This window comes from Serratia sp. JUb9 (assembly GCF_014298095.1).
Classification (GTDB): domain Bacteria; phylum Pseudomonadota; class Gammaproteobacteria; order Enterobacterales; family Enterobacteriaceae; genus Serratia_B; species Serratia_B rhizosphaerae.
On sequence record NZ_CP060416.1, the window covers coordinates 3,220,368 to 3,247,268 of the forward strand.

Annotated in this window: 20 protein-coding genes; 11 read left to right on the forward strand and 9 right to left on the reverse strand. The window is 57.0% G+C overall.

Going from position 1 to position 26,901, the window contains the following annotated elements; translation table 11 throughout:
• Positions 1 to 161: 161 nt before the first annotated feature.
• From pqiC to rlmKL, 5 genes are all read right to left on the reverse strand, one after another.
• Positions 162 to 722, reverse strand: a complete 561-nt coding sequence (gene pqiC / locus HF675_RS15275; protein ID WP_105230551.1) for a membrane integrity-associated transporter subunit PqiC — start codon at positions 720 to 722, stop codon at positions 162 to 164.
• Complete coding sequence (gene pqiB, locus HF675_RS15280) at positions 719 to 2,365, reverse strand: intermembrane transport protein PqiB (RefSeq protein ID WP_105230550.1); 1,647 nt, start codon at positions 2,363 to 2,365, stop codon at positions 719 to 721. Before pqiB ends, pqiC begins: the two co-directional genes overlap by 4 nt.
• Complete coding sequence (gene pqiA / locus HF675_RS15285) at positions 2,352 to 3,662, reverse strand: membrane integrity-associated transporter subunit PqiA (RefSeq protein ID WP_370569844.1); 1,311 nt, start codon at positions 3,660 to 3,662, stop codon at positions 2,352 to 2,354. The genes pqiB and pqiA overlap by 14 nt, the downstream gene beginning before the upstream one ends.
• Before the next feature lie 76 nt (positions 3,663 to 3,738).
• Positions 3,739 to 5,643 carry an ABC transporter ATP-binding protein gene (locus tag HF675_RS15290; protein ID WP_187043346.1) on the reverse strand — a complete coding sequence of 635 codons (1,905 nt, stop codon included), beginning with the start codon at positions 5,641 to 5,643 and terminating at the stop codon, positions 3,739 to 3,741.
• A 5-nt stretch (positions 5,644 to 5,648) separates the two neighbouring features.
• Entirely contained in the window at positions 5,649 to 7,769 is a 2,121-nt protein-coding gene (rlmKL, locus tag HF675_RS15295; protein WP_111738079.1) for a bifunctional 23S rRNA (guanine(2069)-N(7))-methyltransferase RlmK/23S rRNA (guanine(2445)-N(2))-methyltransferase RlmL, read from the reverse strand.
• 103 nt (positions 7,770 to 7,872) lie between these two features.
• Between rlmKL and HF675_RS15300 the strand changes: the two genes are divergently transcribed.
• Positions 7,873 to 8,976, forward strand: a complete 1,104-nt coding sequence (locus HF675_RS15300; RefSeq protein ID WP_187043347.1) for a YcbX family protein — start codon at positions 7,873 to 7,875, stop codon at positions 8,974 to 8,976.
• A gap of 2 nt (positions 8,977 to 8,978) precedes the next feature.
• Here HF675_RS15300 and HF675_RS15305 read toward each other — a convergent pair whose 3' ends face one another.
• Positions 8,979 to 9,527 carry a cell division protein ZapC gene (locus HF675_RS15305; RefSeq protein WP_105230547.1) on the reverse strand — a complete coding sequence of 183 codons (549 nt, stop codon included), beginning with the start codon at positions 9,525 to 9,527 and terminating at the stop codon, positions 8,979 to 8,981.
• Positions 9,528 to 9,762: 235 nt separating this feature from the next.
• A complete protein-coding gene (gene pyrD, locus HF675_RS15310) occupies positions 9,763 to 10,773 on the reverse strand; it encodes a quinone-dependent dihydroorotate dehydrogenase (RefSeq protein ID WP_111737392.1) in 1,011 nt (336 codons plus the stop codon).
• A gap of 310 nt (positions 10,774 to 11,083) precedes the next feature.
• On the opposite strand from pyrD, the gene ssuE reads away from it, so the two are divergent.
• The 5 genes from ssuE to ssuB are packed head-to-tail and all read left to right on the forward strand — an operon-like array spanning position 11,084 to position 15,403.
• Positions 11,084 to 11,656: an NADPH-dependent FMN reductase gene (gene ssuE / locus HF675_RS15315; protein WP_187043348.1), complete on the forward strand. Its 573-nt coding sequence runs from the start codon at positions 11,084 to 11,086 to the stop codon at positions 11,654 to 11,656.
• Between the two features lie 32 nt (positions 11,657 to 11,688).
• On the forward strand, positions 11,689 to 12,663 hold the full coding sequence (locus HF675_RS15320) for a sulfonate ABC transporter substrate-binding protein (RefSeq protein WP_370569817.1): 975 nt from the start codon (positions 11,689 to 11,691) through the stop codon (positions 12,661 to 12,663).
• A gap of 16 nt (positions 12,664 to 12,679) precedes the next feature.
• Positions 12,680 to 13,828: an FMNH2-dependent alkanesulfonate monooxygenase gene (gene ssuD, locus HF675_RS15325; protein ID WP_105230543.1), complete on the forward strand. Its 1,149-nt coding sequence runs from the start codon at positions 12,680 to 12,682 to the stop codon at positions 13,826 to 13,828.
• Between the two features lie 10 nt (positions 13,829 to 13,838).
• Positions 13,839 to 14,630: an aliphatic sulfonate ABC transporter permease SsuC gene (gene ssuC / locus HF675_RS15330; RefSeq protein ID WP_105230542.1), complete on the forward strand. Its 792-nt coding sequence runs from the start codon at positions 13,839 to 13,841 to the stop codon at positions 14,628 to 14,630.
• On the forward strand, positions 14,630 to 15,403 hold the full coding sequence (ssuB, locus tag HF675_RS15335; protein ID WP_105230541.1) for an aliphatic sulfonates ABC transporter ATP-binding protein: 774 nt from the start codon (positions 14,630 to 14,632) through the stop codon (positions 15,401 to 15,403). The genes ssuC and ssuB overlap by 1 nt, the downstream gene beginning before the upstream one ends.
• A 77-nt stretch (positions 15,404 to 15,480) precedes the next feature.
• On the opposite strand, the gene pepN is transcribed toward ssuB, so the two are convergent.
• Positions 15,481 to 18,096 carry an aminopeptidase N gene (pepN, locus tag HF675_RS15340; RefSeq protein WP_111737395.1) on the reverse strand — a complete coding sequence of 872 codons (2,616 nt, stop codon included), beginning with the start codon at positions 18,094 to 18,096 and terminating at the stop codon, positions 15,481 to 15,483.
• 423 nt (positions 18,097 to 18,519) lie between these two features.
• Between pepN and HF675_RS15345 the strand changes: the two genes are divergently transcribed.
• From HF675_RS15345 to HF675_RS15365, 5 genes are all read left to right on the forward strand, one after another.
• Positions 18,520 to 20,220, forward strand: coding sequence for a GGDEF domain-containing protein (locus HF675_RS15345; RefSeq protein WP_111737396.1), 1,701 nt, complete (start codon positions 18,520 to 18,522; stop codon positions 20,218 to 20,220).
• A gap of 256 nt (positions 20,221 to 20,476) precedes the next feature.
• Complete coding sequence (gene pncB / locus HF675_RS15350) at positions 20,477 to 21,682, forward strand: nicotinate phosphoribosyltransferase (protein WP_187043349.1); 1,206 nt, start codon at positions 20,477 to 20,479, stop codon at positions 21,680 to 21,682.
• Positions 21,683 to 21,885: 203 nt separating this feature from the next.
• Positions 21,886 to 23,286, forward strand: coding sequence for an asparagine--tRNA ligase (asnS, locus tag HF675_RS15355; RefSeq protein WP_105230538.1), 1,401 nt, complete (start codon positions 21,886 to 21,888; stop codon positions 23,284 to 23,286).
• Between the two features lie 302 nt (positions 23,287 to 23,588).
• Complete coding sequence (gene ompF / locus HF675_RS15360; protein ID WP_281354965.1) at positions 23,589 to 24,689, forward strand: porin OmpF; 1,101 nt, start codon at positions 23,589 to 23,591, stop codon at positions 24,687 to 24,689.
• A 246-nt stretch (positions 24,690 to 24,935) separates the two neighbouring features.
• Positions 24,936 to 26,126: an amino acid aminotransferase gene (locus HF675_RS15365; RefSeq protein ID WP_187043350.1), complete on the forward strand. Its 1,191-nt coding sequence runs from the start codon at positions 24,936 to 24,938 to the stop codon at positions 26,124 to 26,126.
• Between the two features lie 78 nt (positions 26,127 to 26,204).
• Here the strand turns inward: HF675_RS15365 and HF675_RS15370 are convergent, their stop codons facing one another.
• On the reverse strand, positions 26,205 to 26,852 hold the full coding sequence (locus HF675_RS15370; RefSeq protein ID WP_105230536.1) for an MBL fold metallo-hydrolase: 648 nt from the start codon (positions 26,850 to 26,852) through the stop codon (positions 26,205 to 26,207).
• Positions 26,853 to 26,901: the final 49 nt, after the last annotated feature.

Consider the following 26,901-nt stretch of genomic DNA (forward strand, 5'->3'; position numbering starts at 1 on the left):
GCCAGTGTCATATTTGTGAGCTATATACACAGAAATCGCTAAGTGGCTGATAACGCGAGAATCGCACTAATATATTGAAACTTATCAAAAAAAACGCCAGCGGGTCATCAAGCAATGAGCCGCCGGCGTTCGCTTAGAGCATTTAAGCTGCACTTATGCCATCAAAAACGACCAAGCTGGGCGGCAATGGTCTGCGCTTCCTGCTGCCAGCCGGTGGCCAGCGTACGAACTAACGCATCATAGCCATCTTCGCTCTGCGTCAGCGCCAGACTAAACGGCCGCTTGATCATCTGTCCGTGGCGGTTCAGCACCCATTCGCCGCGAATAATCGCTTTACCGTCATAGCGACCGTGAAAACCGGTGATCGTCACGTTCAGTACATCCTGATCGCTGCTCATCGGCTGCGAGGAAACCAGCCAGCCCGGCAGCGCATTGCTCAGGTTAGTAACCAATGACTGCTGCAGCTGCTGATCCAGCGGGCTGGCCCACAGGTTGTTCTGACCAATCACGTACTGCACGTCATTGGTCTGATACACCACACCGTTCTGCGCCAGATAATCCGCCACGCCGACGTGCTCAAGCCACAGCTGGCGCGACGCCGAGGCGACGCTTCCCTGCTGCGCCGGCGCGCTCATCGCCGGCAGCTGATAGTAGGTTTTCTGTGGCGTACTGCTACAGGCGCTGAGCAACAGCGCCAGAGTTACCGGAATCCATTTCATCATTGTTTGGCCTTCTTCGGCTGAGGATCGTCGCTGCTCTTGGCTTCAAACACCAATGCATTGCTCTTGTCATTCAGGGTGCGCAGCACCGGCTGCAGTTCGCGCAATACCTGATCCAGACGCTGCATGTCGCCCACCATTTTATTGTAGGCAGGAGAACCCGGCTGGAAGCCTTTCATACTGCGGTTCAGTTCCTGCAGCGTTTTCTGCATATCCTGCGGCAGATCTTTCATCGCCTTGCTGGACATAATCTCGTTCAGCGACTTCATGGTTTCCTGCGTTTCACGCATGGTGCGTTGGCTTTCCGCCAGCGTTTTGGTCGCTTCGTTGATCATCGGGTTCAGCGGCATCGCATTGATCTTGTCCAGCGTCTGCATCAGCTTCTGCTGAATTTGCGCCAGGCCACCGCTGGTGGTCGGCAACAGCGGATAACCGAACATTGTATGCGGCCCTTTCCACTCTTTTTGCTGCGGGTAGAAGTCCAGATCGATATACAGCGAACCGGTCAGCAGGTTGGCGGACTTCAGCGACGCACGCAAACCGCGGGACTCGGCGTCCTTCAGATGCTGCTCCATATCGAAGTCTTTACCCAGCTGTTTCTGGAAGCGATCCGGCTCGATGCGGATCAGCACCGGAATACGATAATCGTTGTTCAGACTCTGCTCCAGGCCTTCTTTATAGAACGGCACCTGAGCAACGGTCCCCAGACGGATGCCGCGGAACTCAACCGGCGCGCCAGGCTGCAAACCACGTACCGAATCAGAGAAGAACATCAGGTAATCTTTATGCACGGTATACAGCGAATCCTGGATACTGCGCTGATTCTCGTACAGCTCGTACACGGATTTCTCTTTCGCCTTCGCGCCGCGCTCCCAGCCCTGCGGTACGTCAAAGCTGACGCCGCCGCTGAACAGCGTAGTCAGCGATCCCATCTCAACCCGCATGCCCTGCGCCGACATGTCGAACGTCACCCCGCTGTCTTTCCAGAAGCGGACATTGGTGGTCACCAACTGATCGTAAGGCGCGGAAACAAACAGCTGGTAACGCATGGCGCGAATTTTCGGGTCAAAGTAACTGGTTTCCACCGAGCCGACGCGATAGCCGCGGAACAGTACCGGATCGCCGGCGTTCAGCTGGCCGGACTTATCGCTGTCGAGCACAATACGCAGCCCTTTGGCATCCGGAGAGGCCAGCGGCGGCGCATCCAGTAATTGGTACTCTTCTTTACCCGCATCGCCCTTGCTGCCAGGCTGTAGCTCAATATAGGCGCCGGAGAGCAAGGTGCCGAGGCCGGTGACCCCCTCACGGCCGATTTGCGGCTTCACCACCCAAAAGGCGGAATCCTGACGCAGCAGTTTATTCATGCCGGCGTTGAGCCGCGCCTTCACCAGCACCTTATTCAGGTCGTCGCTCAGCGTCACGCTCTCGACGGTGCCGACATCTACGCTGCGGCTTTTGATTTTGGTTTTACCCGCCTCCAGCCCTTCCGCCGTCGTGGTATATAAGGTCACCACCGGCCCCTGATGGCTGAAATGGTAAAACAGGATCCAGGCGCCGATCAGCGCGGTGACGATCGGAATAATCCACACCGGCGACCAGCGCTTAATCTTTTCAACATCCGCGATGCTATGATTACTTTCCGTCACCTTGCGGCTCCTTCTTTATTGTTTCATTTACGCGGTCCCAGCTCAGGCGGGGATCAAACGTCATGGCGGCAAACATCGTGAGGATCACCACCAGGGCGAACAGCAGTGCGCCGGTAGCAGGATAAATACTCATCAACTGTCCCATTCGTACCAACGCCGAAAGTACGGCGATGACAAACACGTCGATCATTGACCAACGGCCAACAAACTCTACGACTTCATAAATCAGGTGCATGCGTTCACTGTCCGCACGCTGTTTTCCTTTAATGTTGGCATCCCAGCACAGCCAGCCGATCGCCAGCATTTTCAGACTCGGCACCATAATACTGGCGATGAAAATCACCATGGCGACCGGATAAGAGCCGTCGCTCCACAGCAAAATCACCCCGGCCATCACGGTGGACGGCATTTTATTGCCCAGCGCTTCCGTCACCATAATCGGCATCAGCATCGCGGGGATATACAGAATAAATGAGGTGATCAGCAGCGCCATAGTCCACTGCAGGCTATTATTGCGCCGAACATGACCCTGCGAGTGGCAGCGCGGGCAACGCAGCTGCTCCGCCGGCAGAATCGCGGTGCAGCAGCGGCAGGAACGCAGCCCCTGGCGCATACCGGTCTTGCCGACCGTGACCGGCTGTGCGACAGGCGGCGCCGCTTCAATGTCCTGCCACAGCCAGCGGCGGTCCACACACTGGAAAGCGCGCACCTGCAACAGGCAGAACAGGCAATAAGGAATAAAACTGGTGCCGATGCCGATATCGCCGTACGCCATCAGTTTGACGAAACTGACCAGCACCCCCGCCAGGAAAATCTCCACCATGCACCAGGTTTTGAACTGGAACAGCACTTTCGCCATCCACACCTTCAGCCCCTGCGGCAGTCTCACCCTGCCGCACAGCAGAATAATCGCCAGCATGCAAAATGTCGGGATCAGTTGGACAAACACCATAAACAGCGTTGCCATGCTGGCGTAATCTTCCGCCACCATCACTTCAGGAATATGGATAAGTTTGATTTCGCTGACGATGCCGGCCACGCGCATATTGACGAACGGGAACAGGTTAGCCACCAGCAGCATAAACAGCGCGCTGAGCGCATAGCCGATCGGCCGTTTACGCGGTTCATCCCAGCGGGTGCTGAGCTGAGTTTTACAGCGTGGACATACCGCTTTGCTGCCATAGGGCAAAGGCGGCATAGCCACCAGCATGTCGCATTGCGGACACAAAATCAGGCCATCTTGCTGCTCGCCGTGCAACGAATGGCTATGCTGCTGGTGATTTTCGTGGGAACACACCATTTTCCTCCTTAACAACATCAACGCTCAATGCTGTAACCCGGCCCGCAGCAGCTCGCGGGCCGGATTGAGCCAATCAGCCGTTTTTCATCGCTTCCAGTTCTTCCCAGCGGGCAAACGCGCTTTCCAGCGCCTGCTCGGCGGCGGCCAAATCGCTCAGCACCTTTTGCGTCTCCTCATGGGGACGCGAGAAGAAATCAGTATCGCTGACTTCGGCCTGTAACGCCTCAATCTCCTTTTCCAGCTGTTCAAGACGCTGCGGCAATTGTTCCAGCTCACGCGTCAAGTTATAGCTCAGTTTGGTCGCAGACTTCTTCGGCTGCTCGGTTTTTTTCTCCGCCGGCTTGCTCTGAGCTACCGGCGCGGCCTGACGGATCGGTTTGGCGGTGGCGCGCTGATGGTGGGCGTCATAATAGCCGCCGACAAAGGCGTTAATCACGCCGTTGCCTTCAAAAATCCAACACTCGGTCACCGAGTTGTCCACGAACTGACGATCGTGGCTCACCAGCAGTACGGTACCCTGATAGCCGTCGATCAGCTCTTCCAGCAGCTCCAGCGTTTCTACATCCAGATCGTTGGTCGGTTCATCGAGGATCAGCAGGTTGCTTGGTTTCAGGAACAGCCGCGCCAGCAGCAGGCGGTTGCGTTCACCGCCCGACAGCGCCTTCACCGGCGTCATCGCCCGTTTCGGATGGAACAGGAAGTCCTGCAGATAGCCGAGCACATGGCGTGAACGACCGTTGACCATCACTTCCTGCTTGCCTTCCGCCAGGTTGTCCATCACCGTACGTTCAGGATCCAGCTCCGCGCGGTGCTGGTCGAAATAGGCCACTTCCAATTTGGTGCCGCAGTGCACGCGGCCACTGTCGGCCTGCAACTGGCCGAGCATCAGCTTCAGCAGCGTGGTTTTGCCGCAGCCGTTCGGCCCGACCAGCGCAATTTTGTCGCCGCGCTGCACCTGGGCGGAAAAATCGCGCACCAGCACTTTATCGCCAACCTGATAGTTGACGTTCTCCAGCTCAAAGACGATTTTGCCGGAGCGCGTCGCCTCTTCCACCTGCATCTTGGCGGTGCCCATCACTTCGCGACGCTCGGCGCGCTCCATACGCAGAGCCTTCAGCGCGCGCACACGCCCCTCATTGCGGGTACGGCGCGCCTTGATGCCCTGACGGATCCACACCTCTTCCTGCGCCAGTTTGCGGTCGAATTCGGCGTTTTGCAGCTCTTCCACCCGCAGCGCTTCCTCTTTGCCCAGCAGATACTGATCGTAATTGCCCGGCCAGGAAACCAGCTTGCCGCGGTCCAGATCGATAATGCGCGTCGCCATATTGCGGATAAACGAACGGTCGTGGGAGATAAAGATGATGCTGCCCTGGAACTCTTTCAGGAAGCCTTCCAGCCAGTCGATAGTTTCAATATCCAGGTGGTTGGTCGGCTCATCCAGCAGCAGCACGCGCGGCGAACTGACCAGCGCGCGCCCCAGCGCCGCCTTACGCAGCCAGCCGCCGGAAAGCGATGACAGCTGCGCTTCGCCGTTCAGCCCCAGCTGCGCCAGCACTTCGGCGATCCGGCTGTCCAGTTGCCACAGCCCGTGGTGATCGAGGATCTCCATGACCTTCGCCATCTTCGCCAGGTTCTTTTCGCTGGGATCCTGCTCTACCTCGTGAGAGATCGCGTGATAGGCTTTCAGGTGTTCGGCCTGTTCGGCCACCCCTTCCGCGACAAAATCAAACACCGTGCCGCCGATATTGCGCGGCGGATCCTGCTGCAGGCGCGCAACAATCAGATCCTGTTCGTAAATCACCCGGCCGTCATCCAGCGGCTGCTCTTTGCCGAGAATTTTCAGCAGGGTGGATTTACCGGCGCCGTTGCGCCCGACCAGACACACGCGCTCGTTGTCTTCGATATGAATTTCGGTGTTGTCCAGCAGCGGCGCATCGCTGAACGACAGCCAGGCGCCGGACATGCTAATTAACGACATAGTAATTATTTTCCTTCGCCGGCATGGGTGACCAGCCAGCAGTTGTGAATCTGACGGTTACGGGCAAAATCCTGCGACAGCGTCTGAGCGGTGATCTCTTTCGCTTCCAGCCCCAATGCCTGCAGCCCGTCCAGATCCATGCGGAAACCGCGCTTGTTATTCGAGAACATGATGGTGCCGTTACGGCGCAGCAACCGTTTTAAATCCGTCATCAGCGCCAGATGATCGCGCTGAACGTCAAAGGTGTTCTCCATCCGCTTGGAGTTGGAGAAAGTCGGCGGATCGATAAAGATCACGTCGAACTGTTCGGCAGCATTATGCAGCCATGACAGGCAATCTGCTTGTATCAATCGGTGCTGCCGGCCGGTCAGTCCGTTGGCGCGCAGGTTTTTCTCCGCCCATTCCAGATAGGTGCGCGACATATCGACCGTGGTGGTGGAGCGTGCGCCGCCCAGGCCGGCGTGGACGCTGGCGCTGCCGGTATAGGCAAACAGGTTGAGGAAATCTTTCCCTTTGCTCATCTCGCCCAGCATACGGCGCGCGATACGGTGGTCCAGGAACAGGCCGGTATCCAGATAGTCGGTCAGGTTGACCCACAGCTTGGCGTTAAACTCTTCCACCAGCAGGAACTCGCCCTTCTGCGCCAGTTTCTCATACTGGTTTTTGCCCTTCTGCCGTTCACGGGTTTTCAGTACCAGCTGGTTGGACGGCAGATCCAATACCGCCAGCGTGGCGTTGATCACGTCAAACAGTCGCTGGCGCGCTTTTTGCGCATCGACCGTTTTCGGTGGCGCATACTCTTGCACCACCACCTTGCTGCCGTAGCGATCCACCGCCACGTTATATTCCGGCAGATCGGCGTCGTACAGGCGATAGCATTCAATCCCCTGCTGCTTCGCCCATTTATCCAGCTTTTTGACGTTTTTACGCAGCCGGTTGGCGAAATCTTCCGCCACCTGAATGCCGCCGCTGCCCTGCGGGCTTTCCGCCAGCTGATAGTTTTTCTGCACGCAGTCCAGCGGGCCGTTTTTGGCCTTGTACTGGCGCTCGGCGCGCAGCTGCAGGCAGCTCAGCAGTTCCGGTGAAGCGCTGAACAGCGACAGCTGCCAGCCGCCGAATGCGCTCTTCATAACGCGCCCCAGCATGTTGTGCAGCGCAATCAGCGCCGGTTCGCTTTCCAGGCGTTCGCCATACGGCGGGTTGCTGAGTACGGTGCCTGCCGGGCCTTCCGGCAGCGGGTTGTGCAGCTTGCTGACGTCATTGACGTTAAAAGTAATCAGTTCAGCGACGCCGGCACGGCGGGCGTTGGCGCGCGCCATGTCAATCACCCGGCGATCGATATCCGAACCGAAGAAGCGCGAGGTCGTTTCCTGCAGTCCGCGGCGGGCGCGCACCTGCGCTTCCGCCACCACTTCACGCCACAGCTCGGCGTTGTGGCCGTTCCAGGCGCTGAAGCCCCAGTGCTGGCGATGCAGCCCCGGTGCGCGGTCGGCGGCGATCATCGCCGCTTCGATCAGTAAAGTACCGGAACCGCACATCGGATCCAGCATCGGCGTGCCCGGCTGCCAGCCGGAGCGCTGCACGATCGCCGCCGCCAGGGTCTCTTTCAGCGGCGCCTGGCCGGTCAGATCGCGGTAGCCGCGCTGGTGCAGGCCTTCGCCGCTCAAATCGAGCGCCACGCTGGCCATATCGCGCTGCAGGAAGACGTTTATCCGGATGTCCGGCTGCTGTTTCGCCACGGTCGGGCGCTGGTCGATTTTGCGGGTAAAACTGTCGACGATGGCGTCTTTCACTTTCAGCGCGCCGTACTGGCTGTTGCGGATCTCTTCGTTCACGCCGCTGAAGTGGACGGCGAAGGTTTTATCCACGCCGAAAATCGACGTCCAGTCAATCGCCTGCACGCCAAGGTAGAGATCCAGATCGCTGTGCACGCGGAATTCATTCAGCGGCAGCAAAATGCGTGAAGCCAGGCGGCTCCACAGCAGACTTTGGTACAGAAGACGATCGTCGCCTTGAAAATGTACCCCGCCCTGCACGACTTTACAGGCGTGGGCGCCAAGCCGCTCCAGTTCGCTTTTTAACAGTTCTTCCAATCCACGCGCTGTGCTAGCAAACAAAGAGTTCATATCGTACTTATCACCAAAAAGAAAATTGTTGCGCATTATAGCTAATCCGCACCGCTTGTCATAAAGTTGCTCCTCCCTATTTACAAAACCCACGGAGGCAAGGGTGATCACGCTTTCTCGGCTTTACGTCCATCCGGTGAAATCTTTACGCGGTTTACAGCTCTCCCACGCCCAGGTGGCGAACCACGGGCTGGCGTTCGACCGCAGCTTTATGATCACCAGCCCCGACGGAACCTTTATCACCGCGCGGCAATATCCGCAGATGGTGCTGTTCACGCCGGCGCTGCTGGCGGACGGCCTGTATCTGACGGCACCCGACGGCGACAGCGCGACGATTCGCTTTGACGACTTTGCCGCCGAGCAGCAGCCGACCGAAGTGTGGGGCAACCATTTCACCGCCCGGGTGGCGCCGGCGGCCATCAACCAGTGGCTGAGCGGCTATTTCCAGCGAGACGTACAGCTGCGCTGGCTCGGGCCGGAACTGACCCGGCGCGTCAAAAAACACCCGGAGGTGCCGCTGTCTTTTGCCGACGGCTATCCGTTCCTGCTGATAAATGAAGCCTCATTCCGCGATCTGCAGCAGCGTTGCCCTGCCGGCATCAAGCTGGAGCAGTTCCGTCCGAATCTGGTGGTGAGCGGTGCAGCGCCCTGGGCCGAAGACGGCTGGCAAGTGATCCGCGTGGGCGAGGTGATGTTCGATCTGGTTAAACCATGCAGCCGCTGCGTGCTAACGACCGTCAGTACCGAACGCGGACGCAAGCACCCGAGCGGCGAGCCGCTGACAACGCTGCAGGGCTTCCGCACGGCGGATAACGGCGATGTGGATTTCGGTCAGAATATGATTGCCCGCAACAGCGGTATTATCCGCGTTGGCGACGCGGTAGAGGTCTTGTCGAATAAACCACCGCGTCCTTACCACGCCGGCAAGGTGGCCGAAAAGGTGCAGGCGCCGCAAAACCAGGCGCAAAGCCTCACCATCGACTATCAGGGTCAGGTGTTTAGCGGCAACAATCAGCAGATTTTACTGGAGCAGTTGGAACAGCAAGACATCCGCGTTCCCTACTCCTGCCGGGCGGGGATCTGCGGAACCTGCCAAATGACGCTGGTCAAAGGCGAAGTGGCACCGCTGACGAAAAGCGCGCTGGCGAATGACGGCACGATTCTGTCCTGCAGCTGTATACCCAAAAGCGATCTGACGTTAAGTTAGGCTCAGACCGCTCTGTCGTACGCCGGGGCGGTATCGGCATCGTGCGAATAGGGTTTCAGGCGGTCGTGCATCACCTTGATGGCGTCGCCGAATGCCATGGTGCGTCCTGCTACCGTCAGTTGGCCCTGCGCCAGTAAACACAGGCTGGCGTTATCGCCGGCTTCCACCACCAGCAACCGCGCGTCATGTCCGCTGTCCATCACTTTCACCGCCACCAGCTCGCCGTTTTTCGGCTGCAGCGGGAAATGCTGCTGGGCAAAATGCCAGCTCTTCGGCATCAGCGGCTTAAGGAAACGGTAGGCCACCAGCGCATTCAGCACCAGCTCCGCGCGCTGCTCATGGCTGAGTTTGGTGCGTTTGCACTGCTCTTCATAGGTAAAGTACAGCGCGGCGTCCTCAACGCAAAACGCGCATTCGTCAAATGCATCCGGCGTCAGCATCTTGGCCGGAAAACGCGAACGAAAGATCATCCCGTTGGCCAAATCAAGCATCAGCCGGTCGTGTTCGGCGTCGAAATACCAACGCCAATTATCGTCAGGTTTTATCTTCATCGTTTGTCCTTTATCGCCACTCGCCAACGAATATGCCCGGCACAAAAAGAAGCCGCGCTCGCTATGCGCCGCTTCTCGCCTCAGGCATATAATTTACCCCAAAGGGTGATTCTACCACCTAAAATCTTGCCTAAATATCGGATAATTCCGCGAACGATATTTAGGCTAATGAACAAAATATAGACGAGCCGGGGGAATAAATAAACCCCCGACAAGGTCTGAAAGGAAAAAAATATTAGATATGGTTAACGATATCTTTAATCAAACGCGGACCATGGTAGATAAAGCCGGAATAAATTTGCACCAGCGTCGCCCCCGCCGCTATTTTTTCTCGCGCGGCGGTCAGAGAATCAATTCCGCCGACGCCGATAATCGGCAGCTTGCCCTGCAGTTCCTGCGACAGGCGACGGATCACCTCGGTGCTGAGCGACTGGACGGGACGGCCGCTCAGCCCCCCCATCTGCTCGCAGTAATTTAATCCCTGCACCAGTTTACGATCCAGCGTGGTATTGGTGGCGATGACCCCATCAATATTATGGCGAACCAAACTGTCGGCAATTTGGATCAACTCTTCCTCAGAAAGATCCGGCGCGATCTTTACCGCTACCGGCACATATTTGTGATGGCGCTCATGTAACTCCGCCTGCTTATTTTTAACCGCTGCCAAAAGATCGTCCAGCGCTTCACCATACTGCAGGGATCTTAATCCCGGCGTATTCGGTGAAGAGATGTTGATCGCAATATAACCGGCATACGGATAAACTTTATCCATACAGATCAGATAATCGTCTTTACCCTCTTCTACCGGCGTATCTTTATTCTTGCCGATATTAATCCCCAGGATGCCGCCAAAATGGGATTTTTTGACGTTCTCAACCAGGTTGTCCACACCGTGGTTATTAAAGCCCATGCGGTTAATAATGCCTTCAGCTTCAACAATGCGGAACAGCCGCGGCTTGTCGTTGCCCGGCTGCGGGCGCGGCGTCACGGTGCCGATTTCAATAAAACCGAAGCCCATCGCGCCCAGCGCGTCGATGCATTCGCCGTTTTTATCCAGACCGGCGGCCAGCCCTAGCGGATTCTTAAAAGACAGCCCCATACAGGTTACCGGTTTGGTCGGCACCGACTGGCGCACCAGAAATTCGAAAGGGGTGCCGGTCACACGGCGCAGTTGCTGGAAGGTCAATTCATGCGCGCGCTCTGGATCGAGCTGGAACAACGCTTTCCTGATGAGGGGGTAGTACATGTACTCTCCTGATTTCCCGGTTATCCCCAAGATGCGGAAGTGGCCGCCGCATCCCGAACGCTATTGGGTTAGTTACAAACCGGGGGCATATTATCCGGGATCCCCGACGTAATTGGAATTGATTCCGCGCAAAAAAGGCGTTTTTTACGCAACCGTTTTCCCGCCGCTCCCGCCGCACATCGCCAATGCGTATTTCCGCATAACCAAAGCCAAAAATGAGATTTAAAAAACCGGCCGCTTTGCTGTTAGCTTTAAAACACTTACTCATCTTTTACTCATTAAACCTAACTTTTAGTTATAAGGATTGGTTATGCACGTTATAACCCTGGCCGGCAGCCCGCGCCTCCCCTCCCGTTCTGCGGGGTTACTGAATATTGGCCAACAGTGGCTGCAGCGCCGCGGCGTTGAAGTGACGCCCTACACCCTGCATGACTTCGACGCGGAAGACTTGCTGCGCGCCAACTTCAACAGCCCGACGATTAAAACTTTTGCCGCCCGCCTGGCGCAGGCCGACGGGCTGCTGATCGCCACCCCGGTGTATAAGGCATCGTTTTCCGGTGCGTTGAAAACCCTGCTGGATCTGCTGCCCGAACGCGCGCTGGAACACAAAGTGGTGCTGCCGCTGGCCACCGGCGGCTCTATCGGCCACATGCTGGCGGTGGATTATGCCTTAAAGCCGGTGTTATCGGCGTTAAAAGCCCAGGAGGTATTGCACGGCGTGTTCGCCGATGACGGCCAACTGACGTCACAGGGCGAGCGGTTAACGCCCAGCGATGCGGTGGCGCTGCGGCTGGAAGAGGCGCTGGACAACTTCTATCTGGCATTGAACCGTCGCCAGCCTGCGCCTTCTCCCGCGCCAGAGCTGCTGCCGGCGCAATCCTGACCCTGGCGATTAACACCACCATAAGGAAAATAATGATGACGCGATTTTCTTCCTGGCGCCGCTGGCTGCACACCACGTCGCTGACGACCATTCTGGCGCTGGGCGTTGGTGCCCACAGCGCCATGGCCGATCCCGGCCCCCAGCAGCTGCGCATCGGTTACCAAAAAGGTTCCGTCAGTCTGGTGCTGGCAAAAAGCCACCGTCTGCTGGAGCAGCGTTTCCCGGATACCAAAATCAGCTGGACCGAATTCCCCGCCGGGCCGCAAATGCTGGAGGCGTTGAACGTCGGCAGTATTGATGTCGGCAGCACCGGCGATATTCCGCCGATCTTTGCGCAGGCCGCCGGCGCCGATCTGCTGTACGTCGGCGTCGAGCCGCCCAAGCCTAAGGCGGAAGTGATTCTGGTGCCGGAAAACAGCCCGATCCACGACGTCGCCGAGCTGAAAGGGCATAAAGTCGCCTTTCAGAAAGGCTCCAGTTCGCACAACCTGCTGCTGCGCGCCCTGCAGCAGGCCGGCCTGAAATTTACGGATATTCAGCCGGTATACCTGACCCCGGCAGACGCCCGCGCCGCCTTCCAGCAGGGTAACGTCGACGCTTGGGCGATTTGGGATCCCTACTACTCTGCGGCGCTGCTGCAGGGCGGCGTGCGGGTGCTCACCGACGGCAGCAAGCTCAACCAGACCGGCTCGTTTTATCTGGCCGCCCGGCCGTATACCGAAGCCAACGGCCCGTTTATTCAGCAGGTGCTGAAGGTGCTGACGCAGGCTGACGCGCTGTCCCGCAGCGATCGCGAACAGAGTATCACCCTGCTGGCCAAGACCATCGGCCTACCGCAGCCGGTGATCGCCGCCTACCTGGATCATCGGCCGGTGACCACCATTACGCCGCTCAATGCTGACACCATCAAAGCCCAGCAGCAAACTGCCGATCTGTTCTATGCCAACCGTCTGGTGCCGGTAAAGCTGGATATTTCACAACGCGTCTGGCACCCCAGCGCCCAATAATTGAGGAGAGCTTCTTATGAGTCTGAATATCTTTTGGTTCTTGCCCACTCACGGCGACGGCCACTATCTGGGATCAAGCGAAGGGGCGCGCAGCGTCGATCATGGCTATCTGCAACAGATCGCTCAGGCAGCAGACCGCCTGGGGTTCGGCGGCGTCCTGATCCCGACCGGACGTTCCTGCGAGGACTCCTGGCTAGTGGCGGCGTCGCTGATCCCCGTCACGCAACGGCTGAAATTCCTGGTGGCGCTGCGTCCCGGCATTATCTCCCCGACGCTGGCGGCGCGGCAGGCGGCAACGCTGGACCGCCTCTCCAACGGCCGCGCGCTGTTTAATCTGGTCACCGGCGGCGACCCGGACGAACTGGCGGCCGAAGGGCTGCACCTTAACCATGAGGAACGCTATGAAGCCTCGGCGGAGTTTACCCATATCTGGCGTCGGGTGCTGGAAGGTGAAACTGTCGATTTCAACGGCAAGCATATTCAGGTAAAAGGCGCCAAACTGCTGTTCCCGCCGGTGCAGCAGCCGCGACCGCCGCTCTATTTCGGCGGATCGTCGGCTGCCGCGCAGGATCTGGCCGCCGATCAGGTGGAACTGTATCTGACCTGGGGTGAGCCGCCGGAGCAGGTGAAACAAAAACTGGACGAGGTGCGCGCCAAAGCCGCAGCCAAAGGACGCAAAGTGCGTTTCGGCATCCGCCTGCACGTGATCGTGCGTGAAACCAACGAAGAGGCCTGGCGCGCCGCCGATCGTCTGATCGCCAATCTTGACGATAAAACCATCGCCGATGCGCAGCAGGCGTTCGCCCGCTTCGATTCGGTTGGTCAGCAGCGCATGGCGGCGCTGCACGGCGGCAAGAAAGATAACCTGGAGATCAGCCCGAACCTGTGGGCGGGCGTCGGTCTGGTGCGCGGCGGCGCCGGCACCGCGCTGGTGGGCGACGGCCCGACGGTGGCGCAGCGCATCCAGGAGTATGCCGATTTAGGCATCGACACCTTTATTCTTTCCGGCTATCCGCATCTGGAAGAGGCCTATCGCGTAGGCGAACTGCTGTTCCCGCATCTGGACGTCGCACAAAACGCCGCGCCGACGCCGCTGCGTCCGGTCACGCCTCAGGGGGAAGTCATCGCCAATATCTACGCGCCGCAGCGGGCGTCGCAAAGCTAAGGAGCATGCTATGAGCCATCGCACACAACGTCTGCTGCACCGTCTGGCACCCTGGGTCCTGCCGATCGCCCTGCTGGTTTTCTGGCAGATCGCCGTCGAAGCCGGCTGGCTTTCCAACCGCATTTTACCGGCACCCAGCGCCGTGGCAACGGCGTTCTGGACGCTGACGCAAAACGGTGAGCTCTGGCAGCACCTCACCATCAGCAGCTGGCGTGCGCTGATCGGTTTTAGCATCGGCGGCAGCCTTGGCTTACTGCTGGGCATGATCAGCGGCCTGTCCCGCTGGGGCGAACGCCTGCTGGACAGTTCGGTGCAAATGCTGCGCAACATTCCGCATCTGGCGCTGATCCCGCTGGTGATCCTGTGGTTCGGCATTGATGAATCGGCCAAGATTTTTCTGGTGGCTCTCGGCACCCTGTTCCCGATTTATCTCAACACCTATCACGGCATCAAGAATATCGACCGCGGCCTGCTGGAGATGGCGCGCAGCTATGGCCTGAGCGGCTTCCGCCTGTTTACCCAGGTGGTGCTGCCCGGCGCGCTGCCTTCCATCATGGTCGGCGTGCGTTTTGCGCTGGGGCTGATGTGGCTGACGCTGATCGTCGCCGAAACCATTTCGGCCAATTCCGGCATCGGCTATCTGGCGATGAACGCACGCGAATTTCTGCAAACCGACATTGTGGTGGTGGCCATCGTGCTCTACGCCCTGCTCGGCAAACTGGCGGACGTCAGCGCACAGTGGCTTGAGCGCCTGTGGCTGCGCTGGCACCCGTCTTATCAACTGAAACAAGGGGATGCATGATGACGACGCCAACCCGAATTCCTCAGGGGACTCCCGTCACCCTGGAGTCCATCGCTAAACGTTACGGCAACCGCACGGTGCTGGATAATCTGCAGCTGCGCATTAGCGCCGGCCAGTTCGTCGCCGTGGTCGGCCGCAGCGGCTGCGGTAAAAGTACCCTGCTGCGTCTGCTGGCCGGGCTGGAAAACGCCAGCAGCGGCGCATTGCTCAGCGGCAGCGCGCCGTTAAGCAGCGTTAAAGAGGATACCCGGCTGATGTTTCAGGATGCACGTCTGCTGCCGTGGAAAAAGGTCATTGATAACGTCGGCCTCGGTCTGCGCGGCGACTGGCGCAATGCGGCGCTGCAGGCGCTGACGGCGGTCGGCCTGGCGGAACGGGCCGACGAGTGGCCGGCGGCACTCTCTGGCGGCCAGAAACAGCGGGTCGCCCTGGCCCGTGCGCTGATCCACCGGCCGCGTCTGCTGCTGCTGGACGAGCCGCTGGGCGCGCTGGATGCACTGACGCGTATCGACATGCAGGGGCTGATTGAAAACCTGTGGCAACAGCATGGCTTTACGGTGTTGCTGGTCACCCACGACGTCAGCGAGGCCATTGCCCTGGCGGACCGCGTAATCCTGATTGAACAAGGACGCATCGGCCTGGATATGGCGATCGATCTGCCGCGACCGCGCCGCAAAGGCTCGGCCAGGCTGGCCGAATTGGAGGCACAGATTCTTGAACGGGTACTGTCGCCGGCAACCGCTGCGGAACCGGCGCGCCGGGCAGCGAACTGATTTTCCTGCCGCTAAAAAAAACGCCCGATGGTCACATCGGGCGTTTCTATCATACCGGGCAACCACAGCCCGACAAATTAGGCATCTAACGCCTTGCTAATCTTCTCAAACAGATCGCCGGACAGGTTTTCCAGCCCTTTCAGCTGTTCCAGCGCTTTACGCATCAGCGCCTGACGGCCGGCGTCATAACGCTTCAGACGGATCAACGGTTCAATCAGACGCGCCGCCACCTGCGGGTTGCGCGTGTTGAGATCGCTGAGGATTTCCACCAGGAACTGGTAGCCACTGCCGTCAGGCGCATGGAACGCCGACGGGTTCGCCGAAGCAAACGCTCCCACCAGCGAACGGGTGCGGTTCGGGTTGCTCAGGCTGAACGAACGGTGCTGCAGCAAGCCGCGCACCGTGCTCAGCACGTCAGCCGCCGGGCTGGTGGCCTGAAGGACAAACCACTTATCCATCACCAGACCATCCTGGTGCCAGCGTTCGTCGAACGCCGTCATCAGCGCGTCGCGGCAAGGCAACTGTGCGCCCATCGCCGCCGCCAGTGCCGCCAGCGAGTCGGTCATATTATCCGCCTGGCGGAACTGCGCGGCCACCAGCTTATCGGCCTGCTGCACATCGCCAAAGGCCAGATAGTGCAGGCAGGTATTGCGCAGCGCACGTTTGGCGATATCACCATGCTCAACGCGATAGCCGTCAGTTTTATTGGCATGGTATACCGCCAGCCACTCGTCGGCCATCTCCTGTGCCAGGCAGCGGGTGATCGCTTCATGCACCGCAGCGATCGCATCCGGATCGATTTCGCTGAACAGCTCAGCCATCTCATTTTCCGTCGGCAGCGTCAGGATCTGTGCGGCCAGCGCCGGATCCAGTTTCTCATCCAGCAATACCGCCCGGAACGCATCCACCACGTGCAACGGCAGCGACAACGGCTGTTGCTGCTGATGTTTGGCCACATTCAGTTTGATGTAGGTCGCCAGCAGGCTTTGCGCCGCATCCCAACGTGCGAAGTCGTTGCGTGCATGCTGCATCAGGAAGGTCAGTTGCCCGTCGCTGTACGGATAGTCCAGCTTCACCGGCGCGGAGAATTCGCGCAGCAACGACGGTACCGGACGCTGCTCAACGCCGTCAAAAATAAAGGTCTGCTCCGCCTCGGTCACGTTCAGCACGTTATTAACCGGCAGGCCATCCTTCTGCAGCGCAATCACGTTGCCTTCAGGATCGTACAGCTCAATATCCAGCGGAATATGCAACGGCTGCTTCTGCGGCTGATCGGCGGTCGGTGCGGTATGCTGGCTGACCTGCAGACGGTACTGCTGCTGCTCGGCGTCGTAATCATCGCGCACCGTCAACAATGGCGTGCCGGACTGGCTGTACCAACGGCGGAACAGGGACAAATCGACATTGGAAGCATCTTCCATCGCCTGCACGAAATCGTCACAGGTCGCCGCGCTGCCGTCGTGACGTTCAAAATAGAGCTGAATCCCCTTCTGGAAGTTCTCCTCACCCAGCAGCGTGTGCATCATGCGGATCACTTCAGAGCCCTTCTCATACACCGTCAGGGTATAGAAGTTGTTCATCTCGATCACTTTGTCCGGACGAATCGCGTGCGCCATCGGGCTGGCGTCTTCCGCAAACTGCGCGCCGCGCATTACGCGCACATTATCGATACGATTGACCGCCCGCGACCCCAGATCCGAACTGAACTCCTGATCGCGGAATACCGTAAGGCCCTCTTTCAGGCTGAGCTGGAACCAGTCGCGGCAGGTAACGCGGTTGCCGGTCCAGTTATGGAAATACTCATGCCCGATCACCGCTTCAATATTCAGGTAATCCTTATCGGTCGCGGTTTCCGCTTTCGCCAGCACGTATTTGGAGTTAAAGACGTTTAACCCTTTATTTTCCATTGCGCCCATATTGAAGAAGTCCACCGCGACGATCATATAGATGTCGAGGTCGTACTCCAGGCCGAAACGGGTCTCGTCCCATTTCATCGAGTTCTTCAGCGAGGTCATCGCCCAGTCGGCGCGGTCAAGATTGCCGCGATCGACAAACAGTTCCAGCGCCACCTCACGCCCTGAACGGGTCACAAAGCTGTCGCGCAGCACGTCGAAATCGCCGGCGACCAGTGCAAACAGATAGCAGGGTTTCGGGAACGGATCCTGCCATTGTACCCAGTGGCGACCATCGTCCAGTTCGCCTTCGCCGATGCGGTTGCCGTTGGACAGCAGGAACGGATAACGCTGCTTATCCGCCGTGATGCGGGTGGTGAAGCGCGCCAGCACGTCCGGACGATCCAGATAGTAGGTAATGTGACGGAACCCTTCCGCCTCACACTGGGTGCACAGCGCCTCGCCGGACAGATACAGACCTTCCAGCGCGCTGTTCTGCGCCGGGTGAATATCGTTAACGATGGTAATAGTAAATTGTTCTGGCAAACCATCAATGAGTAGCTGGTTGTCCTGTAGGCGATACGCCTCCCAGGGTTGCCCGTCAATTTGCAGACTCACCAGCGTCACATCTTCACCGTCCAGCACCAGCGGTGCGCCAGCAGCGCCCTGACGTTTCACTTTGCTGACGGCGGTGACGCGCGTGGTGTCGGCGTGCAGATCAAAATCCAAATCAATGTCGGTGATGGTGTAATCCGGCGCGCGATAATCATGGCGATACTTCGCCTGTGGCTGTTGTGTCATACAAACCCTTTGACGTCTCAGTGAGTAACGGATAACGGACCGCGATTCGCCTGCTCGGCACGGCGCGCTAGCGCCCGGCGTAGCCGCGGCCCGGATTGTAAATAAACTGTATCACAGCCACGGAAAAAACCCAGAGACCACCACCTCCGGACGAGAGAAATGCGCAGCGGATCATCCTCTGTCAGCGGCTGTTGGCCAGTCTGACGGCACGCAAAGACAAAAACAGCACGTTATGCTAATAATCTCATCATGCGCAGCCATTCGTTCAGGTAAATCCGCCGGCGGGCAGGCAATCATTGTATAAACCACGCCGCCTGATTGTTTATCGGTATTATTTTCCGATCCCGATGATTAAGATGATTAAACACATGCGCCACGGCGGTGGTATCATTCTGACTCCAGGCACGAGGACGCACGGTTGTTATGAAAGTTAAATATCTTATTTATTTTTTTACTTTTCTATTAACCGCCTCGTTCACCATTTCAATTTGCGATGAGTGGTCAGAGGCCAAAGAGCAATATAATGACAGCGCCTGGAACCTGAGTAAGACTCAGCACTCAGAAGACGTTTCCGGAGCATTTCAAAATAGTCTGCGGCTGCATAGGATAAAACGCCTGAGTCTGGTTAACCCGGCGCTGGAACCTGCGCTCTGGCAGGAAACCGAACGGCAAACGCGTAACAAAATCCAGCAGATACGCCGCTATGCCGACTCTGACGCCCGACAACAATTAACAACCCAGCAAAAAATCGACATCCGCTCAATGCTGAATCTGCTGGAAAAAATGTTGAATAACGACACGCAGCAATTAGCGCCGATGAATAATCAAATTCGTAATTTATTCAATATCAACAGCGCTTATTACATTACTCAGTCCAGCATGGATTATTACAGCTATACCTATGAAAGCCGCATCCTGAATGCCGATGCTTTTTTATTCCTTGAGTCCATACGCCTGAACAACCAGCTTAATATCACCCTGACCGAAATCATCGATCAACTTGTTGATATCAAACTCAACGGACTGAATGACAAAGAATCCTACCTGAAAACCATCCAGCTGACCGGCGTACTGAACGTGCTGAGTTCACGCCTGCTGTTTATGGAAATGGTCTATAGCGACCCGCAGGTCAGCCGTATTATCAACCAACTGCTGGAAAATCTTTCTCCACAGCAGACCAACGGCCTGGCCGGCGAGCTCTATGCGTCGATGGCCCATGGCAAAGAGCTCGATGCCACACGCATTTACGCCTACGTCAAAGAGCTGGACCGGCTGTCTCAGCAGTTCTTCCAGCGCAGCTTTGATCTGGAAATCGAGAAATGCCGCAAAAAAATGTATCAGAGCCAGACGGCAATTAACGGCCTGATCGCCTTTGCCGGGCTGCTCGCCCTGTTTCTGCTGATGCCGACCCTGATTTTCTGTTCCAACATCAGCCGCTGGCTGACTAAAACGCAAGGCAATATCCAGCATCTTTCACAAGGCAACATGGCGATTGATGCGCCGGAAGTGTTTTACAGCCAGGAGCTGATTGCCATCACTGATGCCATCAATCAGCTCAAGCAATATCATTTGGAAAAGGTGCGTCTGGAGCAGGAGAAACACGCGCTGATTAAAGAGCTGGAGTCCTCCTCCTATCTCGACCCGCTCACTAACATTTACAACCGTCGCCGCTTCTTTCGTGAAGCCGAACAGCTGCCCGCCGCCGGCTATCCGCTGGCCTTTTGCCTGATCGACATCGATAACTTCAAAGCCCTTAACGACACCTACGGCCACAACATCGGTGACCTGGCGCTGGTGGCCTTTGCCGATCTGATGCGCCACGCCTTCCGCGCCGAAGATATCTTCTGTCGCTACGGCGGTGAGGAGTTCGCCATCCTGCTGCACCATTGTGCGCTGCCGGACGCCAGAGCGGTGCTGGAGAAGCTGCGCCATAGGGTTCAGCGGCTGCGGCTGCCGGTGCCCGACGGGCAGCCCGTCCGCTTTACCATCAGCTGCGGCATCGCCGCAGTCGCGTCCCCGCATCAACTGCAAAGCGCAATAAAACTGGCCGATGAGGCGCTCTACTTTTGTAAGAAAAACGGCAAGGATCGAGTGGCGATCAACACCGGTTCGGGCTGCCGGTAAAAGCGTTGTTTAAAATAATTAACCTTATAATTTTTATCGCTAATTAGACTAAGTGATTCACTTTTATTGGTTTATCCGCCTTTTCTTTTCACCACTGCGACACACCGGCGCATAAGCGCACGTTTAATCCTCGACCCGTTCCCCTGATTTATGGTGTGATGGCGCTTCAATAACAGGATAATCCGGGTATACTCCTCCATCTTTTATGATTATCCGGATTTGGAGACGCGCCCTGACGAGGATGCTGTAACGCGCTATGACTCAATACGCTTCCCCGATTTTGACATCACTGCTTGATACCGATGCTTATAAGCTTCATATGCAACAGGCAGTATTCCATCGCTATCCCGCGATCGATGTCGCGGCAGAATTCCGCTGCCGTGGCGACGAACTGCTGGGCGAGTACGCCGACGAAATCCGTGCGCAGGTTGCGCTGATGGAGCAATTGGCGCTGACCGAGGCGGAATATCAGTATCTCTCCGGTCTGCCTTTCTTCCGACAGGATTACCTTAACTGGCTGCGCGATTTCCGTTACGACCCGCAGCAGGTCACTATCGACAACCGGGATGGCAAACTGCAGATCCGCATTGCCGGGCCGTGGCGCGAAGTGATTATGTGGGAAGTGCCGCTGCTGGCGGTAATCAGCGAAGTGGTGCACCGCCACCGCTCGCCGGAGGTCACGCCTGCGATGGCGGTCGCGCAACTGCGCAGCAAACTGACACAGTTCCAGCAAATGACGCAGGATATTGATATTTCGCGCTTCAAACTGATGGACTTCGGCACCCGTCGCCGCTTCTCACAACCGGTACAGCAGGCGATCGTCAGCACGCTGCAGCAGGAATTCCCTTATCTGGTCGGCACCAGCAACTACGATCTGGCTCACCAACTGGGGCTGGCGCCGGTAGGTACCCAGGCGCATGAATGGTTTCAGGCGCATCAGCAGATAAGTCCGGTGCTGGCCAACAGCCAGCGCGCTGCCCTGCAGGCCTGGCTGGACGAATATCCGGATCGGCTCGGCATTGCCCTGACCGACTGCATCACCATGGACGCTTTCCTGCGTGATTTCGGGCCGCAGTTTGCCGAGCGCTATCAAGGGCTGCGCCATGATTCGGGCGACCCGTTCGAATGGGGCGAGAAAGCCATCGCCCACTACCAGAAGCTGGGCATCGACCCGATGAGCAAGACGCTGGTGTTCTCCGATAATCTCGATCTGGAGAAAGCGCTGGCGCTTTACCGCCGCTTCGATCGCCGCATTAATCTGGTATTCGGCATAGGTACGCGCCTGACCTGCGATATTCCCGGCGTCAAACCGCTGAATATCGTGATCAAACTGGTGGAGTGCAAGGGCAAACCGGTGGCGAAACTCTCCGACAGCCCGGGAAAAACCATCTGTCAGGATCAGGCGTTTGTTAAAGCATTGCGCAAGGCCTTTGATCTGCCGCTGGTGAAAAAGGCCAGTTAACAGTATTAAGCCGGGTGAGTTTTCAGCCGGCTTTCTCTTCTTTATTACCCTTCCCGCCCCTATCCGCCACGACAAGACAGAAATGTTGCGCCAATCTGGCGATTTCTACTTGTGCTCTGCACTGCGGCAAGTAACATAGCAAGACCCCCATTGTCTTGGGTTGTAAGCTATTTCTTTATCAAATCAATTTAAGAGAGAAATTTATGAGCGTAGTGCCTGTATGCGACGTGCTGCAAGGGCGTGCTGCGGTTGACAGTGAAGTCACCGTGCGCGGCTGGGTGCGTACCCGAAGAGATTCTAAAGCCGGTATCTCCTTCCTCGCCGTTTATGACGGCTCCTGCTTTAATCCGTTACAGGCCGTCGTTAATAATTCTCTGCCGAATTATCAGGATGAAGTACTGCACCTGACCACCGGCTGCTCGGTTGAAGTGACCGGCAAAGTTGTCGCCTCGCCTGGCGAAGGCCAGAGCTTTGAGCTGCAGGCGACTGAAATCAAGGTGGTCGGCTGGGTCGACGATCCGGATACCTATCCGATGGCCGCCAAACGTCACAGCATCGAATATCTGCGTGACGTGGCGCACCTGCGCCCGCGCACCAACCTGATCGGCGCCGTGGCGCGCGTACGCCATACGTTGGCGCAGGCGATCCACCGCTTCTTCCATGAAAACGGTTATTTCTGGGTCTCTACCCCACTGATCACCGCATCCGATACCGAAGGCGCCGGTGAAATGTTCCGCGTATCCACGCTGGATCTGGAAAACCTGCCGCGCGACGATAAAGGCGCGGTCGATTTCAGCGAAGATTTCTTCGGTAAAGAAGCGTTCCTGACCGTTTCCGGGCAGTTGAACGGTGAAACTTACGCCTGTGCGTTATCGAAAGTTTACACCTTTGGTCCGACATTCCGTGCAGAAAACTCCAACACCAGCCGTCACCTGGCGGAGTTCTGGATGATTGAGCCGGAAGTCGCCTTCGCAACGCTGGATGATTCCGCAGCGCTGGCCGAATGCATGCTGAAATATGTCTTCCAGGCGGTCTTGGACGAGCGCGCCGACGACATGCAGTTCTTTGCCGAGCGCGTAGACAAAGACGCCGTTGAACGTCTGAAACGATTTGTATCTTCTGATTTCGCTCAGGTGGACTATACCGACGCCATCGATATCCTGCTGGCCTCCGGTCAGACCTTCGAAAATCCGGTATCCTGGGGTATCGATCTGTCTTCCGAGCATGAGCGCTATCTGGCGGAGAAACACTTCAAGGCACCGGTGGTCGTCAAGAACTATCCGAAGGATATCAAGGCGTTCTATATGCGCATGAACGACGATGGCAAAACCGTCGCCGCCATGGACGTACTGGCACCGGGCATCGGCGAAATTATCGGTGGTTCCCAGCGTGAAGAGCGTCTGGACGTGCTGGATCAGCGCCTGGCTGAAATGGGGCTGAATAAAGAAGACTACTGGTGGTACCGCGACCTGCGTCGTTACGGCACCGTGCCGCACTCCGGCTTCGGTTTGGGATTTGAGCGTTTAATCGCCTATGTGACCGGTGTGCAAAACGTGCGTGATGTGATTCCGTTCCCGCGTACCCCACGTAACGCAAGCTTTTAATTAGCAACGCTAAACAAATTCACTACCATTTTGTTACAAAACAAAGGCCAGCTCTGCTGGCCTTTCGCATTTTTTATTCTTGACGCAGCTCACAAAGTTCCGTTTCATTAATATTTAGTTACATATATTTTCTTTTGGAAACGTTTTTAAGACATTAGTAGCATCTTAACCCTAGATTAACCCTGCGCTGAATGGAACACTGCCTTCAGACACAGGACGACACCAATCTATCAACAATAGTTCCCTAAAGAATTATTGGCGGCAGTGGCAAAGGTGTCCGAATAACACCAATGAGGGTAATAATGATGAAGCGCAACATTCTTGCAGTGGTAATTCCTGCGCTGCTGGCTGCTGGTGCAGCAAACGCAGCGGAAATCTATAATAAAGACGGTAACAAGCTGGATCTGTACGGTAAAGTTAACGGCCTGCACTACTTCTCTGATAGCAAAAGCGATGATGGCGACCAGTCTTATGTTCGTTTCGGCTTCAAAGGTGAAACCCAAATCAATGACCAACTGACCGGTTACGGCCAGTGGGAATACAATATTCAAGCCAACAACAGCGAAGGCGGCAGCGACGCGCAAAACGGCAACAAGACCCGTCTGGGCTTTGCCGGTCTGAAATTCGCCGAGTATGGCTCCCTGGACTACGGCCGTAACTACGGCATCGTTTACGACCCAATGGGTTGGACCGATATGCTGCCTGAATTCGGCGGCGACTCTGCCGGCAGCGACAACTTTATGGTTGGCCGTTCTACCGGTCTGCTGACTTACCGTAACAACGACTTCTTTGGTCTGGTTGACGGCCTGAACTTCGGCCTGCAGTACCAGGGCAAAAACGAGCGTAATGATGATATCAAACGTTCCAACGGCGACGGTTGGGGTATCTCCACCACTTACGAACTGCCGGTTGGCGTAGGCTTCTCCGCCGCCTATGCGTCTTCTGACCGTACCGACAAGCAAAGCCAGGCTGGTTACGGCCGTGGCGAAGGCCGCGCCGAGCAGTGGGCAGCCGCAGTGAAATACGACGCCAACAACGTTTACCTGGCGGCGATGTACGGTGAAACCCGTAATGCGACCTATATCAAAAACTCTAAAGTCGGCAGCACTACTTACGGTACCGAAGGTTTTGCCAACAAAGCGCAAAACTTCGAACTGGTTGCTCAGTACCAGTTCGACTTCGGTCTTCGCCCGTCTCTCGCCTACGTACAGTCTAAAGGCAAGGACATCGATGGCGTCGGCGATGCTGACCTGATCAAATACGTTGATGTTGGTGCGACTTACTACTTCAACAAAAACATGTCCACCTACGTTGATTACAAAATCAACCAGCTGAACGACAACAACCCACTGGGCCTTAACACCGACGACATCGTTGCCGTTGGTCTGGTTTACCAGTTCTAATTGTTGTTTAGCCTGCCGGCCATCAACCTCCGGCAAAGTTAAAAACAGGGCTTCGGCCCTGTTTTTCTTTTTCCGCCGCCGACAACTTTTTATGCTGCCTGCCGCCCCTTTACCGTCATTTTTCGTGCTGAATCTGCCTTCCTCACAAGTTCGAGGTGTTTTTCTCGCAAACGGTTGGCAAAGCGCACGACTGGCGCTACCCTGATGCCTCTATCCGCTTAACGCTAAGCTATGGAAGCATCTGACATGTTTGAAAAAATCGCTGCAGCACCTGCCGATCCGATTCTGGGTCTGACCGACATTTTCCGCGCGGACGCCCGTCCGAACAAAATCAACCTGGGTATCGGCGTCTATAAAGACGAAACCGGCAAAACGCCGGTGCTGACCAGTGTGAAAAAAGCGGAGCAATACCTGCTGGAAAATGAGACCACCAAAAACTACCTCGGCATTGAGGGGATCCCTGCGTTTGCCAGCTGCACACAAGAGCTGCTGTTCGGCAAAAACAGCCCTATCATTACCGACAAGCGTGCACGCACCGCGCAAACGCCTGGTGGTACCGGTGCCCTGCGCGTAGCGGCCGACTTTATCGCCAATCAAACCGACGCTAAACGCGTGTGGGTCAGCAACCCAAGCTGGCCAAACCATAAGAACGTCTTCTCCGCCGCCGGTCTGGAAGTGTTGGAATACAACTACTATGACGCCGCCAACCACGCGCTGGACTTCGACGGATTGCTGAACAGCCTGCAACAGGCGCAGGCCGGCGATGTGATCGTGTTCCACGGCTGCTGCCACAACCCGACCGGCATCGACCCAACGCCGGAGCAGTGGAGCCAGTTGGCTGAGCTGTCGGTAAGCAAAGGCTGGCTGCCGCTGTTTGATTTCGCCTACCAGGGCTTTGCCAAAGGTCTGGAAGAAGACGCGCAGGGTCTGCGTATCTTTGCCGCCAAACATAAAGAGCTGATTGTCGCCAGCTCCTACTCGAAAAACTTCGGCCTGTACAATGAACGCGTCGGCGCCTGCACCATCGTCGCCGCCGATGCTGAAACCACCGATCGCGCCTTCAGTCAGGTTAAAGCGGCAATCCGCGCCAACTACTCCAACCCACCATCACACGGCGCGGCGATCGTTGCCACCATCCTGAGCAACGACGCGCTACGCGCCATCTGGGAGCAAGAGCTGGCCGATATGCGTCAGCGTATCCACCGCATGCGTCAGCTGTTCGTGAATACCCTGCAGGAAAAAGGCGCTCAGCAGGACTTCAGCTTTATCATTAATCAAAACGGCATGTTCTCGTTCAGCGGCCTGACCAAAGATCAGGTGCTGCGCCTGCGCGAAGAGTTCGGCGTTTATGCGGTGAACTCCGGCCGCGTTAACGTCGCAGGCATGACGCCGGATAATATGGCGCCGCTGTGCGAAGCCATCGTCGCCGTGCTGTAAGCCATAATAAGCATCAGATGTAACAAAGGGGCGCTCTGCGCCCCTTTTACTGTTATTCACGCCGGAAAGTACGGCTTATTACCACGCCTCTGGCTGCTCACGCAAAAACGGATTGGTCTGCCGTTCATGACCGAAGGTCGACATCGGCCCATGCCCCGGAATAAAGTCCATATCATCCCCCAGCGGCAACAGTTTATTGCGGATAGAGGCAATCAGCGCCTGATGGTCGCCGCGTGGGAAATCGCTGCGCCCCACGCCACCGTTGAATAATACGTCGCCGACCAACGCCAGCCGCGCCTTATCATTGATAAACACAATGTGCCCCGGCGTATGTCCCGGGCAGTGCAGCACATCCAGCGTCATATCGCCCAGCTGCACGCTGTCGCCTTCGGCCAGCCACTGGGTCGGCGTTAACGGCGCGCACTCTTCCAGCCCGAACATCCGGCTTTGCGCCGGCAGGCCGTCGAGCCAGAACGCATCCTCTTTATCCGGCCCGATAATCGGCACCTGATAATGTTCCGCCAGCTCCGCCGCCGCACCGACATGATCGAGATGTCCGTGCGTCAATAAAATCTTCGTCAGCTGCACGCCGGCATCCCGCACCACCGCCTTCAGCTTTTCCGCTTCGCCGCCGGGATCCACCAGCGCGGCCTGCCCCGTATGCTCACACCAGATCAGCGTACAATTTTGGCTAAACGCCGTGACAGGGATAATTTGGTATTTCATAAAGCTCCAACGACAACGGCGCCGGACCTTGCGGCCGGCGCTCTCTCAA